Source organism: Paenibacillus naphthalenovorans, assembly GCF_900099895.1.
Classification (GTDB): Bacteria; Bacillota; Bacilli; order Paenibacillales; family NBRC-103111; genus Paenibacillus_G; species Paenibacillus_G naphthalenovorans.
This window is the reverse complement of sequence record NZ_FNDY01000031.1, coordinates 39,331-54,184: the sequence shown is the minus strand read 5'-3', so window position 1 is coordinate 54,184 and position 14,854 is coordinate 39,331. Positions and strand designations below refer to the sequence as shown.

9 protein-coding genes are annotated in these 14,854 nt (G+C 51.3%); all 9 read right to left on the bottom strand.

Annotated features, from left to right (window positions below):
• Window positions 1–89: 89 nt before the first annotated feature.
• Window positions 90–1,343 carry an efflux RND transporter periplasmic adaptor subunit gene (locus BLT35_RS21315; RefSeq protein WP_062407747.1) on the bottom strand — a complete coding sequence of 418 codons (1,254 nt, stop codon included), beginning with the start codon at window positions 1,341–1,343 and terminating at the stop codon, window positions 90–92.
• Between the two features lie 51 nt (window positions 1,344–1,394).
• Window positions 1,395–4,502: an efflux RND transporter permease subunit gene (locus BLT35_RS21310; protein ID WP_062407745.1), complete on the bottom strand. Its 3,108-nt coding sequence runs from the start codon at window positions 4,500–4,502 to the stop codon at window positions 1,395–1,397.
• Between the two features lie 81 nt (window positions 4,503–4,583).
• Window positions 4,584–5,093, bottom strand: a complete 510-nt coding sequence (locus BLT35_RS21305) for a GbsR/MarR family transcriptional regulator (protein WP_074729684.1) — start codon at window positions 5,091–5,093, stop codon at window positions 4,584–4,586.
• 223 nt (window positions 5,094–5,316) lie between these two features.
• Window positions 5,317–7,485, bottom strand: coding sequence for a hypothetical protein (locus tag BLT35_RS21300; RefSeq protein WP_074729683.1), 2,169 nt, complete (start codon window positions 7,483–7,485; stop codon window positions 5,317–5,319).
• Between the two features lie 47 nt (window positions 7,486–7,532).
• Window positions 7,533–9,005 carry an ABC transporter substrate-binding protein gene (locus tag BLT35_RS21295; protein WP_074729682.1) on the bottom strand — a complete coding sequence of 491 codons (1,473 nt, stop codon included), beginning with the start codon at window positions 9,003–9,005 and terminating at the stop codon, window positions 7,533–7,535.
• 38 nt (window positions 9,006–9,043) lie between these two features.
• Entirely contained in the window at window positions 9,044–9,934 is an 891-nt protein-coding gene (locus BLT35_RS21290) for an ABC transporter ATP-binding protein (protein WP_074729681.1), read from the bottom strand.
• Window positions 9,935–9,938: 4 nt separating this feature from the next.
• Window positions 9,939–12,875 (bottom strand): ABC transporter permease, encoded by a 2,937-nt coding sequence (locus BLT35_RS21285; RefSeq protein WP_074729680.1) that lies wholly within the window; start codon window positions 12,873–12,875, stop codon window positions 9,939–9,941.
• Complete coding sequence (locus BLT35_RS21280; protein ID WP_082660978.1) at window positions 12,875–13,903, bottom strand: efflux RND transporter periplasmic adaptor subunit; 1,029 nt, start codon at window positions 13,901–13,903, stop codon at window positions 12,875–12,877. The genes BLT35_RS21285 and BLT35_RS21280 overlap by 1 nt, the downstream gene beginning before the upstream one ends.
• A 31-nt stretch (window positions 13,904–13,934) precedes the next feature.
• The gene (locus BLT35_RS21275) at window positions 13,935–14,789 is read right to left on the bottom strand and encodes an ABC transporter ATP-binding protein (RefSeq protein ID WP_082660688.1); all 855 of its coding nucleotides are present in this window, start codon (window positions 14,787–14,789) and stop codon (window positions 13,935–13,937) included.
• Window positions 14,790–14,854: the final 65 nt, after the last annotated feature.

Sequence of the window (14,854 nt, the reverse complement as noted above, 5' to 3'; positions counted from 1 at the left end):
TTATCATCGAGGCGGTAATTACAACAGATGCTACGGTTTTCTTCAGCTTGTGTTTCACTTGGGTTTCCTCCTGTCAAGTCTGATGTCGGTTATTTAGCCAACTGTACTTTTTCTTTGTCCTTTAATTGGTTTTGTCCAGATACGATCAGTTGTTCACCCTCACTGACGCCGGAGAGGACTTCCTGGAATGTATCGTTTACTCGTCCAAGCGACACCTTCCGCTTCTCCACCTGGTCGCCAACGAGAATAAACACAAAGGTTTCTCCGCCTTCACGCACAACACTGAGCGAAGGTACGGTGACAACCATCTGTTCGCTTTCCTCCGTAAGCAGAATTTGTGCCTTCATCCCCGGTTTCAGCTTACGGTCGCCATTGGGAACCTCCAATTCCAGTGTAAACGACTTCGATTGAGAGCTCATCACGTCGGCTAAGTAGCTCACCTTGGCTTTCGTATGATCCAACGTGCCCGGTATATAGAAGGTAAGCTCTGTCTTGCCCCTTACCAGCTTAGCCATTTCTTCCGTCAGCTCCGCCTTGATTTTGATCGGGTCAAGCTGCTGTACCTGGGCCGCACGGAACCCTCCATTCAAGTACATACCGACCTCGATAGGAAGATCCGTCAGTACACCGCTGACGGTGGCCTTCACTTCCATATTCTCGAGGGTGCGGTCGATCTCGCGGATGGATAAGTTCGATGTTTGGACAGCCTGTTCGAGCTGAGCCAACGAATTCGTGCTTTCAAGTGTTTTCAGCTTATTCTGACTGCTCTCCAGATCAAGGCGCAGGTTGTTAAGCTGCGACTCCATTTGCTCCAGCTGGAATTTGGTCACAAGCCCCATATCATAATCGTTGCGCATCTTGTTATAATCTTTTTCCATATCTTTGATGGACTGTTCAAGCTTCTTGATTCCGTTTTGCAGGTCCAGCTTGGAATCCGCCAAATCTTGACGAGCTTTGGCGATTTGCTGTTGAGCCGTGGCCAAAGCGATTTGTGTCTTTTCCTTTTGAATTAATACATCCGTAGGATCAAGCCGGAAAATCACCTCGCCTTTATTCACCATGTCGCCGCGTTTTTTCAGAATTTCCTTTACGTCGCCGCCCGCTTTGGTGACAATATCCATCTGTATTGAAGAGATGACGTCGGCCACTTGTTCCATAGGCTCACTGATTTTTCTCTTCTCGATGGGCGCCGCCCTTACGGTCTTCAATTGGGCTTCCGCCGTATTCGCCGTAGCATCCGCCGGGGGCTGAGAAGAACAACCCGTAAGGAGAGCCGCGCTGATGACAACAGCCCCCGCTATTTTGGTGCTATGTTTGACTGTATGATTCCATGTCCGATTCATTTGTGCCGATTCTCCTTTTCCTTTATCTATCGATACCGATCGCAGGTTGAATTAAGGTGCGACGGATTCTGTCTTCATAGCGACAGCCTGTTTCTTGTTCCGCCTGAACAATCTGCTTACTCGCTGCTTGGCTCCATCCACCAACTCATACATGACAGGCACCACAACCAGAGTCAGGATGGTAGAAGTCGTCAGACCTCCAATCACGACAACGGACAACCCTTTGGAAATAAGCCCTCCCTCAGCTGCTCCAAAGGCCATAGGCAGCATGGCGGTTATCGTAGCTCCGGCAGTCATAATAATCGGGCGAAAACGGCTTACTCCTCCTTCTATCAATGAATCGCGAATGGAATGCCCCGCCTCTACATTTTGCTGAACGCGGTCGACCAATACGATGGCATTCGTAACCACCACCCCGATCAGCATAAGAAATCCGATCAAAGATGTGATATTGATCGTTTCTCCGGTTAGCAAAAGCGCTATAAATCCGCCAATAGCGGCAAGCGGAAGCGAGAACAGGATAACGAATGGCGCGCTTGCGTTCCCAAAGGCGATAACCATGATCAGATAAACGATGCCGATGGCCGCGGCCATGGCAACAACCATATCACTAATCGTTTTTTGGATGTCGTCGCTAACCCCCTGAACTTCGGTCCGTACGCCGTTGGGAAGCTCAATGGTTCGCAGCGCCGCACTCACTTTATTGCTGACGCCGCCTTTGTCCTTGCTTTCGATCGAAGCCGTGATTCTTACATATTGTTCCTGATTTTCACGGGTAATGTTGGCCGGTGAATCGATTTGACGGACTTGAGCCACTTCATTCAAATAGACCGTAGAACCTCTCGGCGTCTTAATCTGGAGTTGGCCAATTTTATCCACCGAGTCTTTGAAATCGTCATCGAGCATGATCTTCGTATTAAATACGGTGTTGTCGAATCTGAGGTCACCGATACTGTCTTTGGACAGCCAGCTTCGGATATTCTCCAGAATTTGCCCGGAAGACAAGTCGTACAAACGCGCTTTGTTTTGATCGACCCTGATCTCCAGCTCCGTTTTTTTATCGCTTAAGCTGTCCTCGATCTCCGTCAGCTCCGGAAATTCGCGCATTTTTTCTTTGACTAATTCGGCTCCGATCATCAGTTGATCCAGATCGTCGCCTTTCAGCATGTAAATAAAATCCGATCCTGTTTGTGCGCCGCCCGATTCCGTCAAATTACCGGTAACCTCGGAGCCTTGCGGCATCATCTCTGCAATCTTGACCTTCATTTCTTCCAAAAGCTGTTTCGTATCGGAAGCTTCGGATGCTTTGGCCATAATCGAGGTTTTATAAGCGATCCGTTCCTCCCCGTAGTCAAAACCGACCATGGTGTTCACATAGGTAAAGGCCGGCTCATTGTTCGGATCCTTGGCGGCCAGAAGCATATTCTCCACTTCCTTAGCCTTTAAATCCATCGTTTCAAAGGACGTCCCGCGCGGCATCTCCATGGAAAACTGCACTTCTTTTGCCGTACTGCTTTCCGGTATAAACTCATATCCCATGAATGGAACCGTTCCGCCAATGGTCAGGATAAACAAAAGAAAGGAAGCAAAAACGGTTTTCTTTGGATTATCAAGGGTCCAGGAAAGAACCTTTTTATATCGGGTCATAAACTTTCCGTTGTTCGGTTCCTCATGGTGTTTAAGCTTCTGGTGGTTCAGTACCAGCAGTTTGGCCAGCATGGGAATGACGGTCAAAGCGACAACCAGCGAAGACAGAAGCGCCACCGCTATTGTAATGGCAAACGGTCTGAACACTTCACCTACGATCCCGCCTACAAAAGCAACCGGAACAAAAACGCCGGCTGTCGCCAAAGTCGACGAGGTGATGGCGGAAGCCACCTGGGATGTCGCATGCTTGATGACCGATTCGTTGCGTTCATGCGTCTTTACCAGTTCACTGTAAATATTCTCGATAACGACGATGCTGTCGTCCACTACCCGGCCTATGGCTATAGTCAGCCCACCCAGGGTCATGATGTTCAAGGTAATATCCAAAGGCACCATAACAAGCAGCGTAATTAAAATGGATAATGGGATAGAGACCAAAACAATGATCGTCATACGAATATTTTTTAAAAACAGCAGGATCATGAGCGAGGCAAACAGAGCACCCAGAACCGCTTTCTCCAACATGCCGTTGATCGACTTTTTGACTTCGTTGGCCTGGTTCATGATCGGGGTGAATTTCACATTAGGAAATTCCTTCTCCCAATTGGCGATCAGACCTTCGACTTTGCTGACAAATTCAACGGTATTCGCGTCTTTCGCTTTATAGAGCGTCAAGCCGATCGAAGGCTCGCCGTTCAATCTGGACAAGAATGTCGACTCGGAAATGGCTTCGACTTTAGCAATGTCCTTCAGCAGTACCGTATTGCCGTCCGTCGTATTGATTTTCATATTTTCAAGAGCATAGATGGAGTTCAAATCGCTTCGGACGCGCACCATTTGCGTATTGCCGTTAATATCAACGGAACCAGCGGGGCTTGTCGTAAGGGCGGCACGGATGCTTTGCGATACCTGAGCCGGGGTCAAGCCGTAGTTAATGAGCGCATTCATATTCAATTTCATATTCAGGGTAGCTTCCTGATTCCCCACGGCGTCCAGCCGGTCGATCCCGTCAAGTGTGCTCAAGGTGGGATCGATGATATCGTTGTAAATCCGATCGAGATCAGACTGATTTACCCCGTTCTGACCGCTCATCGCCAGAAAGTAGACCGGGATCGAGCTAAAGCCGAATTTGGCCACCTTGGGTTCGGAAGCGCCTTGAGGAAGACTGACATTGGAAAGCATGCCTTCGATATCCCGCTTGGCTTCATCAGGATCCCGCCCGTTTTCCAGCTCGACTTGAATGGTCGAAAAATTGTCAGCGGAGGTCGAAGTAATTTTTTTGAGTCCTTCCAAACCGACGATCGCCTTCTCCAAAGGCTTGGTCACATCCTCCATCACGTCTCTGGGAGGTGCGACATACGTCGTGCTGACAAAAACCATGGGCAGCGAGATATCCGGCATTGTTTCCTGATTAATGGTTACAGCGGCATATCCGCCCCCGACGAACAACATCGCGCAAATGATGATGACGGCTGCGACGTTCTTCATGGAAAAACTCGATAAATGATTCATCTCTCTACTCCTCCATTACGATTGCTGACTACTTAGACGAGTTTTTTTCTATATCCCCTTCAATACACCTGTTATTTCACATTATAGCTGCTCCCTTATCCGAATCCATTCTTCCTCAATGCCTTCGAGCCGCGACATGACCAGCCGATACATCGCCGCGCTCTCAATAAAACGGCGTTTGGTTACTTGAAAAGAAGCTTGCTCTTCCTCCGTCACATTATCGATTTGGGATAAAATCGTAAGCGACTCATCCACCTGCTTTGTGATGGACTCCACTTTATGCCGCATCGTGCGCAGCGTGATCGTACTAAAATCTTCAGCGATGTAATAGTAATCCTTGCGGTCGTTGCCGGTAGGTATTTTCTGGCACATACAGTGCTTCTCCAAAGCGCGGACCTGGACGCTGACAGCTGCCTTCGTCACTCCGAGCTCATCGGCCATTTCCTGCAGACTCAAAGGCTCAGGAGCGAAAAGCAGCAGCGCGAAAATTCTCCCGACCAAGGGACTGAAACCGTCCGTCTCAAAGGAAAGAGACAGATGATTGCTTGCGGCCTGCTTTAGTTCAGCAAAGCTTTGCGGCTTAGAATTCATGATAATCTCCTCGGTTATCTATGTAATTATCGTTAAGAATGTTGTTAACGATATAAACATAATAAACATAAGGTATCCTGCAAACCCTGTCAATGCTTCCAAAGCAAAATTAACCAAACGTTCATAATCACCCTGTGTCTTCATATATAACCGTCCCCGCATTGCAATGATCGGCTGTGTCAGGGACGGCTTAAAGCTTTTTAATACAGATATATAGGAAGACCTATTTTATCGTTTCAAACCATAGGACCTGCTTCGAGGCGAGCAGCTTCTTCTGACCCTTAAAGGAATCGTAGATATTGAGTTTGTAACCCTTCAGAAATTGAACCTGATATATGATTTCGCTGTCCTGCTTCGTTATCTCTACATTCAAATGCTTACCGAGCTGCAGCCTGTCTGCCGCTCCGCTCGAGGAATCTCCTTCAGCCGCTTCTTCAAAAGCAAACTCCTTGGTGAAATTGAGTTTATCCTCGTCGTCTTTGATCTCAATGATTAACTTTCGGCCTTCCATGTTCGAGACGAGCAGCAAATCCTTGGACATCTCATAATCGAACTTCAGCTTCAGCCCCGTCTGATCGATTTGCGGCTTGATATTGCTGAGCGACAGCTTATAAGGAGCCAGATCGATGTCTTTGAAATGATCCTGAACCGTCTGGTTTTCCTGAGGGAGCCAGAAGGCCGCCGCATTCACATAGGCATCCGGCTTTTTGCCGATTTCCGTAAGCTGATCCTCTGTGACCGCATCACCGATCATCACATGCGTTCCGGTGATCGGGAATGTTTTGGGAACGTTGCTGGACAGCATCAAAAGCGCCGTGCCTCCCGGATTGACCTTGCTCTTGATCTCCGTCACGGCTGCGGGATATACGGTTCCGTCCACCGTTTTGATATGGGCGACCAGCTGGGCGATATCCGTGAAACGCTTCTCCAGATTTTTCACTTCAAGCATCACCGCAAAGGTATTCGCCGTATCTCCGATGTACGTTCTGATTTCCCGAACCTTATAGCTTGCGCTTCTTCCCACGCTTGTCACATGATGAGCTTCGCCTATGTTGTTATACGTTACGTTCATCAGCTCCGCACGATGTACGAATTCCAGCAAATCGTCCGTCTGCGCCGCTCCTCCGTTTTGGGCATCATCGGCAGCGGTCTTTTCCTGAAGTACCAGCTTCACCTCACCGAATTCGTAGGTATACGGAATTTTGCCGATAAACTGGAACTGCGCCGATGCGCCCGGAGCCAAACCTATCACTTTATCCGTCCTGATCAGCTTCGCCTCCACCTTCACCGCGCCGTCGAGCATAAAGTATCCCGCCATGTCCGGGATCGGCAGCGATTCCGGACCGTTGTTGGAGAGCGTGAATCCGGCGGTCAAAATGTCCTGATCCTCCCAAGGCAAACGCTGCACGGTATTCAGCCGGGCCGTATAGGTTCCCTTTTTGTTCGAAAAGTGATATTCTTTGCCCGTGTCTACACTGTCCGCCTCCGATACCGGAGGCAGCGCAAAATACGCAATCGGCAGGTTCAGCTTCACATCGGCCGCATGCTGAATGATCACCAGCTGCCAGTTCTCCGGCTTCACGGAAACAGGTACGGAGCCGGACAGTTCAATCTCCTTGTCCACCTGCGGATTAATCGTGAGATCCTTGATTCCTTTGGCCTCCAAAGGATACATATATCCTTCGCTTGTGCGAAGCAAATACTGATACCCGGGAACCACCGCGCTTCGGGCGCCAATGTTTTCCATATTCATCACAATCGTGGGCGTATAGTTTTTTTCGTTTTTGCTCAGCAGCACTTTCTTGATGGATGTCTTGACCGGATTGCCGGCAATCTGGATCGTATGAGCCCCGCCTGCTGCCGTTACGATGCTGTAGTTTGCCGGAACGGCCACTTCGCCGATTTTGCGTTCGAAGTTGGTCTGTGAGAAATCCCATTTGATGAATTCGAAAATAAGGTCTTTTAGCCCGGTCGTTTCATTGACGCTGGCATAGAAGCTGATGTCCTGGCTGGACTTTGGTGTGATCCGGTTTTTGTCTTTATCCTGCGGCAGTACACGAACCGAGATTTGATTGCCGGTCTTCGTCTTCAGCCGGACCCAATAATCGATAAACAACAGGTCGCTGGACCCTACGTTGTTGACCGTAACGGTAAACGTTACCGTATTGCCGCCTTGCTCGGGCAGCATAGTCACATTCTTCAACTCAAAAAAATTGCCGCCCCCGATGTCAACCTTGCCCAGCACCGGTGCGCTTCCAATGGAGATCACGGCGTCGCTGCCGGGAGGAGGCGTACCGCCGTCCGCCGCAAAGGCGGGAACGGCGGAGCTGAGCATAAGTGCGGCTGCCAGAAGAAGTATGCATGATTTCGTTCGCTTGGATTTCCGGTTCATCTTCTGCTAACCTCCTTGTTCCATTTCCTTTCGTTAGTCAAGCGGGTTTAACCCAACGTTCTTGGTTCTGGCATACCCGGTTCGCCGTTCGGATTCTCTTTGAGTTTTTGAATCATGGCGTCCCCTTCGGTCTGCCACTGCTTCAATGCTTCACGGACCTGAAGCTTGCCTTCCATCACTTGTTGAAGCTTCTGATAGCCTATGCTCTGCACCTCATACAATCTCGGATTTTTGAGATAAAGCTTTGTGTCTTCGAACGGTACCGGCATTAATGAAGTGAATGCTTGTTGATTGTAGTCCAACCCGTCCTTTGTCTTGATATATTTTTGCCGGGAAACGATATTGTGCGAGCTGCTGGCCTTCAACCGTGCCCAATCCTCACCGTTAATAAACTTCAGGAACTTCCATGCTTCCTCGGGATCCTGCGCTTTGGCGTTGATCGACATAATACCATCCATCCCGATAAATCCGCCTGTATCCGGCGCTTCCGGGTGAACGGGCAGCGTGACGACATCCCATTCGAACGGAGAAAAGCCTTGAATCCGATCCGCATTCTTCATCACATCGATGATGCGGTCAAGCTCGCCATAGTTAATGATCGCCATCGCTACGCGTCCCGAAAGGAAATCGTCATGCTGGAACGGATTATAGTTTTCATTCGGACCTATGCTCCCGTTCATTTTGGACATATCCAGCGGACCGGGAACAAGCTTTTCCGTGTGGATTTGCAGCATCGTTTTCCATGCGTTCTCCCATTGGTCCGAATCGACCGTCATTTTCTCACCATTGTCGTCAAACATTCTCAGCCGTAAAGGCGCTGTGTAAAGCTGTGTCGCATACGACATGTCCCCGCCCATATTGTAAGTCGAAAATGAGAATCCGTACTTCCGGTTCTCCCCTTCTCCCTTGGCCAACCGGCGGGCCAAATCAAACGTTTGCTCCCAGGTCATTTTATCCGTCGGATACTGCACTCCCGCTTCGTCGAACAACCTTTTGTTATAGATGACGGCAGAAGAATTGAATGTCGGCGCCAACGCATAGATTTTACCTTCACCGACCTTTTTGATGCCCTCGATCACCGCCGGGACGATATCGCTGATATCGAATTTGTCCTTTGTAATCAAAGGATCAAGCTGCGTCAGCAAGTTATTGCTGATCAAGTCAGGCAGCTGCTCATACTGGGTCATGACGATATCCGGCGGATTGTCGCCCTGCATCAATTCCTTCAGCTTCTCCAGCGGATCCTGGGGCTTTTCGTTGGGGTCCGGTCGGCCATACATGTAGCGGTCGTCCATGGCCGAGATGATTTCAATCTTCACATTCGGATTGGCAAATTCATAAAGCTCGGTAAACCGCTGGCGAAAATATTCATCGTTCGCGCTATAGCCCATCGTCGTGGCGATGCGCAGTGTGCGCTCCGTGTTGTCCGATGTGTTCGGACTCGTACAAGCTGCAAGTACAGGTGTCATCATACCGACGCTGACCGACAGCGCCGCCGTTCTTTTGATCCATTTGTTCATTTTTGAAAACCCTCCGATTTTATGGTTTTAAATGTACTTTAATGCAGCTTTACAGCGGTCTCATCCAATGATTTGGGCGTTTTGATGATAATCTTCTCCCCGTCAAATTCCATGGACGCCTTGCTTTCGATTCCCAGCGCCTGCAAATACGCTCTCGGTATTTGCAGCCGTCCGGCCCGGTCCAGCACCACGTATTCCTCGTGAACATCGTGAATCGTCCCGCCGCCTGCGGCAGCTTGATCCAGGTTCGGATTCCGCTTGATGAACTCGGTGCTCGTCATTCCGTCACGGATCGCAACCACGCGGTCCACCTTGCCGGCCAGCGCCATATCATGCGTTACGAGCACAATGGTAACGCCCATCTCCGTATTGAAGCGGCGGAAGATGTCCATGATCATATCCGACGTCTTCGTATCGACGGAGCCCGTCGGCTCGTCGGCAAGGAGCAGGGACGGCCGGTTAGCCAGCGCTATGGCGATCGCCACGCGCTGCTGCTCGCCTCCGGAGAGCTGCTGCAGCTTGTTGTTCAGCCTATCCTTGAGACCGACCCATTCCAGAAGCTGTGCAGCGTAATGCCGGTCATATTTCCCGCTCAGCATCATCGGCATCTCCACATTCTCAAGCGCCGTCAAATACGGCACCAGATTACGGGCATTGTTCTGCCAGATGAATCCAACGGTATTGCGCTTATATTGGACCAGCTCTTCATCCGTAATTTTGAGCAGGTTCCATTCTCCCACGCGAACTTGCCCGGCTGAAGGACGGTCAAGGCCGCCCAGGATGTTCAGAAGCGTAGATTTGCCGCTCCCGCTGTTGCCGATAATCGCCATCATTTCGCCTTGGTCTACCGAAATATTAAGCCCCTGCAGCGCAACGACTTCAATTTCGTCGCTCTTATATATTTTGACGAGACCTTCGCAATGAATCACTACATCATTTCTCCTCTCCCAGTTTCACGGCCTGATGGACACGCAAGCGCCTGATATGAAGGAACAGCAGGCCCGCACCGGTCAGCATCATGACGGCTACGACGACATAGAGCTGATCGGTATCTCTGGCATCGAATACCACACGAAACGGAGGCACCTGCATTTTGACATTCTCTGCCGTCTGGAGGAAAGGCAGGAACAGGTAGCTCGTCAATTTACCGATGCTTAAGCCCAGAACAATCGCCAAGCCTGCGGTAAACATCTGCTCAAGCAGCAGCATGCCTGTCAATTGACGTTTCGATAATCCCATCGCCCGCAATACGCCGAACTGGACCACCCGGCTGGACAAATTGAAAAACCAGTACAAGATGTAGCCAATCAGTGAAACGAGCACCGAGACGAGGAAGCCAAGGCTCAAAATACCGAATACCCCTCCGCGGGCCGGATGCCTTTTTTGAGAGATCAGCTCGTTGCGGACGTCCTTGACGCTGGCGATGTCGACTTTCTTTTCCCTGAGCGCTTCGATCAACGGCGTGACCTTGGCTCCGTCTTTCATCTTCAGCCAAACCTCATAAGGCGTTACCGGAGCCTGATCATAAATGTACTCCAGATTGGCGATCATAAACGGCGTCTGCTCCGGATATTGACTCGGCCAGTAAGGGACGGCGGCAACGACGACGAATTCCACCGGTTGGCCGGATATCGTAATATTCATTAAATCGCCCGGCTTGATCTGATGCTTCTCGGCAAACGTTGTCGGAATAATGACCGCTTGCTCGTATTGTCCGAGCAGATTCAAGTAATGGTTGGGATGCACAGAAAACAAATCTTTACGGAACCAGGCCACCTCCGCAAAATCGACGTTATCGATTCCCATCAGCATGCCCTGGCCGAGCGATTTGCCGGAAACGACAACGTTGCTTTTTGCCAGCAGGACACGTGCCGCATGCTCCACGCCTTCCAGCTGGCGGAACACCTCAAACGGCGGTTCGATATAGCGCATTGTCGGCGGAGGTCCTCCCGTGCCGCCTCCGGGACCGCCCGGTTGTCCGGGACTGCCCGGGCCTTGACCCGGATTCGAACCCCCGGGGCTTTGCGGGTTACCTCCCGCGCTGCCTCCGGGATTGCCCTGGCCTTGACCTTGACCGTTTCCCGGATTCGGGGCTTGAGGCGGCGTTTCGGCGACAGCCTGCCAATCCGCTTTCATCACCACATCTGTCCCGTAGGCATACAAAATCCGGTCCGTCGAGTTCAGATCGATCGTCCTCGCCGCCGAAGCGTTGTACACCCCAAGACCCAGTGTCAGGATCAGCAGAAGCATCAGGGGATAATAGGCCGTTGACGAACGGGACAGCTGCGTCAGCGTTAAGTACATCGGAACGGGCAGAACCCGCTTGCCGAGCCAATTGCAGAAACGGAGCAGCCACGGAAAGATACGCAGAAAAAACAGCCCAAGCCCGATAATCGATAATGCCGGAATGAAAAACAGCAGCGGATGCACCTGCAGCTGATCCGTCGTCATCCCTGTCTGTGCGAACAATTCCTGGCGCTGGCCGAACAAGTAATACCCATATCCGACCAGACACAGCAGCAGCACATCAAGGAACCATTTTTGCCAGAACGGCTTTTTGTCAGAGCGCGCCAATTGTTGTTTATGGCTGACAATCGAGGCTCTGGCATAAATGACGGCCGGAATCACGCTGGCCATCAAAGCAATGACCACGGCGGCTAACCCGTAGAGCAGCGCTTCTTCAGATAGGCCGACCGGAACGGCCTCCCGGTCCACAAAGGTAAGAAAACCGCTGGATGAACCTATGCTTTTGGCCATAAACCACCCGAGCATGGGACCGATGATGATAGCTGCTCCTCCGAGCAGCAGCCCCTCCAGCAGATAGATCCATATAATTTGTCTCGTGCTCCCGCCCCGGCTTCGAATGACCGCAATGACGGTTCGCTGCCGGTCAAGAGACTGTCTGGCATTCATTACGATGTAATAGAATACCATCGCAATCATGGGAGCGGCTAAAGTGAACAGCAGGATCTGCAGCTGCAGGCTTTGTACTTTAAATTCCTGCAGCAGAGGGATAAACGATACGTCCACCCGGGTATCCTTCAGCTTCTGGTACAGCGTAATGTCGAGCCGCTCCAGCTTGCGCTGCAGCGAAGAGAGCTGGCTCGTTTTGATTTCCTGCAAATCAAAAGCGTAATACCAGTTCGCCAGGTTGAGCGGAATTTTTTTCTTCGTCAAGAGCTCGTCGTTAAACCCGGTTTCGCTCATAAAAAAGGTCGTGATGAGCCCTTCTATTCCTTGAAACCAATACGGATCAGCATCATTCTTCGGCTTGAATATGCCCACGATCTTTACTTTCAGCGGGGCGATGCCGAGTCCCCCGGAAATCGGATAATGAAATACATCGCCGACGCGCATGTCCCCCCGGAACATGGATTCCTCATGGATAACGACTTCGATAACGCCGTCTTGCGGCTGTTCCGAGAACCAATTCCCCTGCGTCAGCTCGACCTCTTCCTTGAGTCCGCTCTGTGCCATCAGGGTCATCTGCCTTCTCTTGCTCGGATCCACTTTTGACGGATCGTCAGGGGTAAGCTGCGAACCGCGTATGGACAAACTGCGAACGTACGCGTCCGCCGGGAAACCGATTTCTTGCGGCAGTTCTTCTTTGATATAGGCATCGACATCGGCAAATGCAGACAGATCCGCCCGGTCATTGCCGGAGGCTTGATAGCGGATCAAGACCGAACCGGCGGACATTCCTTGGCTTTTCTCTTTCAGCGTTGCAGCGACGACCCGCTTGAGCGAACCGTCCGAATACATGGGAATGCTCGTGGTAAACGCAACAGCCATAATGAGGCCGGCTAAGGTGCTGAGCGTAAGCCAGCGCGTATTCCACATTTTGCGGAATAAAAAACGAAGCATTGCCATCAGCGTCCCACTACTTTCTGCCCGGGCGTAAGACCTTTCACAATCTCCACATCGGTCGACGTCTGCTGGCCGATTTCCACATCGACTTCCCTTTTACTGCCCTGGTCATCCACAACCTGTACGTAGTTTCGGCCGGCATACGAGCGAAGGGCGGCAAGCGGAATGACAACCGCATTCTCCTTGCGCTGCGTAATGACCGATACGCTGAGCGGTGTGCCCCGATTCAGGTTTTCCGGGAACGGATCCAATTGGATGATCATATAGTTTTCGATCGAATCAGGCTGCCTGCCCTGACCGTCGCCGGGAAAGCCGCCGCCCCCGCTGCCGTCATCGGCTTTCGGATTCGGAAGCTGCAGTACTTTTCCTTTGTGCTGACCGGCCGAGTTAATATCTACAATGGCCTCCATGCCGACCGCCACTTTCTTCAAGTCTTCCCCGCTGAGCGTGGCCGCTACCGTCAGCTGGGACAAGTCGGCGATGGTTGCTACCGCATCATAAGCTTTAGCCGTATCCCCTTTCTTCAGATAAACCGATACGATCGTACCGGAGAACGGGGCCGTAAGCTTTGCGCCCGCAATGGTTTTCTCCAGTTCAATCAGCTCTTCGCGCTTCAGCTCAAAATCGATCTTCGCCTGCTCCAACTGTTCGGCGCTCATCTCGTCGGCCTTGCGCAGCATCTCAATCATGGTCAGCTCGTCTTTGCGCGTCTGAAGCCGTTTCTGCTTCAGCTGGCTTTCAAGCTCCGTGACATCCAGTTCGGCGATCAATTGGCCTTGTGTCACCTGGTCTCCGGCCTTTACGGCAACATTTTTGATGCGGCGGCTGTTCTCATCGGTAAAATACAAGTCTTCTTCCACCGTGGCCATCAGCTTCCCGGAGCCGCGCACCTTCGTTTCCAACGTATCCGTCTTCACCACATACTCCGGTTTTTTGGAAAGCTGGGGCGGCTTGACGATGGGTACGATTTCTTCCTCCTCTTCTTTTGGCAAAAGCGAGCAGCCCGAAGAAACGGCCAACGATGCCGCCATGCATACGAGCAGGAAAGGCTTTCCCCCTTTTTTAACTATTGATAAACTTCCCATCCACCATTTCGAATACACGGTCGGCAACCTCCATTATTGTCGGATCATGCGTTGTCATGCAGATCGTCATGCGTTCCGTTCGGATGATGTCCCGAAAAACGGTCATGACCTGAGCTCCCATTTGCGAATCCAGCTCTGCAGTCGGCTCGTCAGCCAGCAGCAGACTGGGTTTATGAGCTATCGCTTTGGCAATGGCTACGCGCTGCTGCTCTCCCCCGGAGAGCTCGAACGGCCGGTGATGCATCCGTTTGCCCAGACCTACAAGTTCCAAACAGTGAGCCACGCGCGCCTTCCATTCGGATCTTGGCCGACCGGCCATCCGCAGCGACAGCTCTACATTCTCCCAAGCCGATAACAGAGGCATTAATGCAAACGACTGGAAAATGAATCCAATTTCAGTTTTTCTTATGTACGTCCGCCGATCGTCGCTGCATTGATGAATCCAATGCTCCTTGAACCGGATCTCCCCCCGGTTAGGCAGATCCAGCCCCCCGATCAAATTCAGAAGCGTGGTTTTGCCCGAGCCGGATCTTCCCTTCAGCATGACAAGCTGTGTGGGAAACAGCTCCATGTCAATTCCCTTCAACACATGCAGTTCATGTCCTCCCACTGAAAAAGAACGTTCCACACCGGTTACGGTGAGGAGCGGTTTGCTCGTATCGATAACCGGTTCATGCTCCGAAGGATCGTCCATCAGGGCCTGTGCCGAAGAGGCGCTCTCCGCTTCCGCCTGCGCTTGCGCCCCGCGTAAGTCCTGCGGTGCCGGTGGAACTTCAGGAAGCGGCTTCCTGTGCATCCCGTCTTGATGTCGTCTGCGCAGCCATCGAATCATATGGGCCCTCCTTCCGGTTATGAATTTGTCTATAATCTGCCAGAAAGTGTAACTACCATCCATTT

What these genes read in the sequence shown, in the direction of transcription:
- BLT35_RS21300 (WP_074729683.1), bottom strand. Translation starts at nt 7,485, where the DNA reads ATGAACCGGAAATCCAAGCGAACGAAATCATGCATACTTCTTCTGGCA.
- BLT35_RS21280 (WP_082660978.1), bottom strand. Translation starts at nt 13,903, where the DNA reads ATGGCGGCATCGTTGGCCGTTTCTTCGGGCTGCTCGCTTTTGCCAAAA.
- BLT35_RS21295 (WP_074729682.1), bottom strand. Translation starts at nt 9,005, where the DNA reads ATGAACAAATGGATCAAAAGAACGGCGGCGCTGTCGGTCAGCGTCGGT.
- BLT35_RS21305 (WP_074729684.1), bottom strand. Translation starts at nt 5,093, where the DNA reads ATGAATTCTAAGCCGCAAAGCTTTGCTGAACTAAAGCAGGCCGCAAGC.
- BLT35_RS21275 (WP_082660688.1), bottom strand. Translation starts at nt 14,789, where the DNA reads ATGATTCGATGGCTGCGCAGACGACATCAAGACGGGATGCACAGGAAG.
- BLT35_RS21285 (WP_074729680.1), bottom strand. Translation starts at nt 12,875, where the DNA reads ATGGCAATGCTTCGTTTTTTATTCCGCAAAATGTGGAATACGCGCTGG.
- BLT35_RS21315 (WP_062407747.1), bottom strand. Translation starts at nt 1,343, where the DNA reads ATGAATCGGACATGGAATCATACAGTCAAACATAGCACCAAAATAGCG.
- BLT35_RS21310 (WP_062407745.1), bottom strand. Translation starts at nt 4,502, where the DNA reads ATGAATCATTTATCGAGTTTTTCCATGAAGAACGTCGCAGCCGTCATC.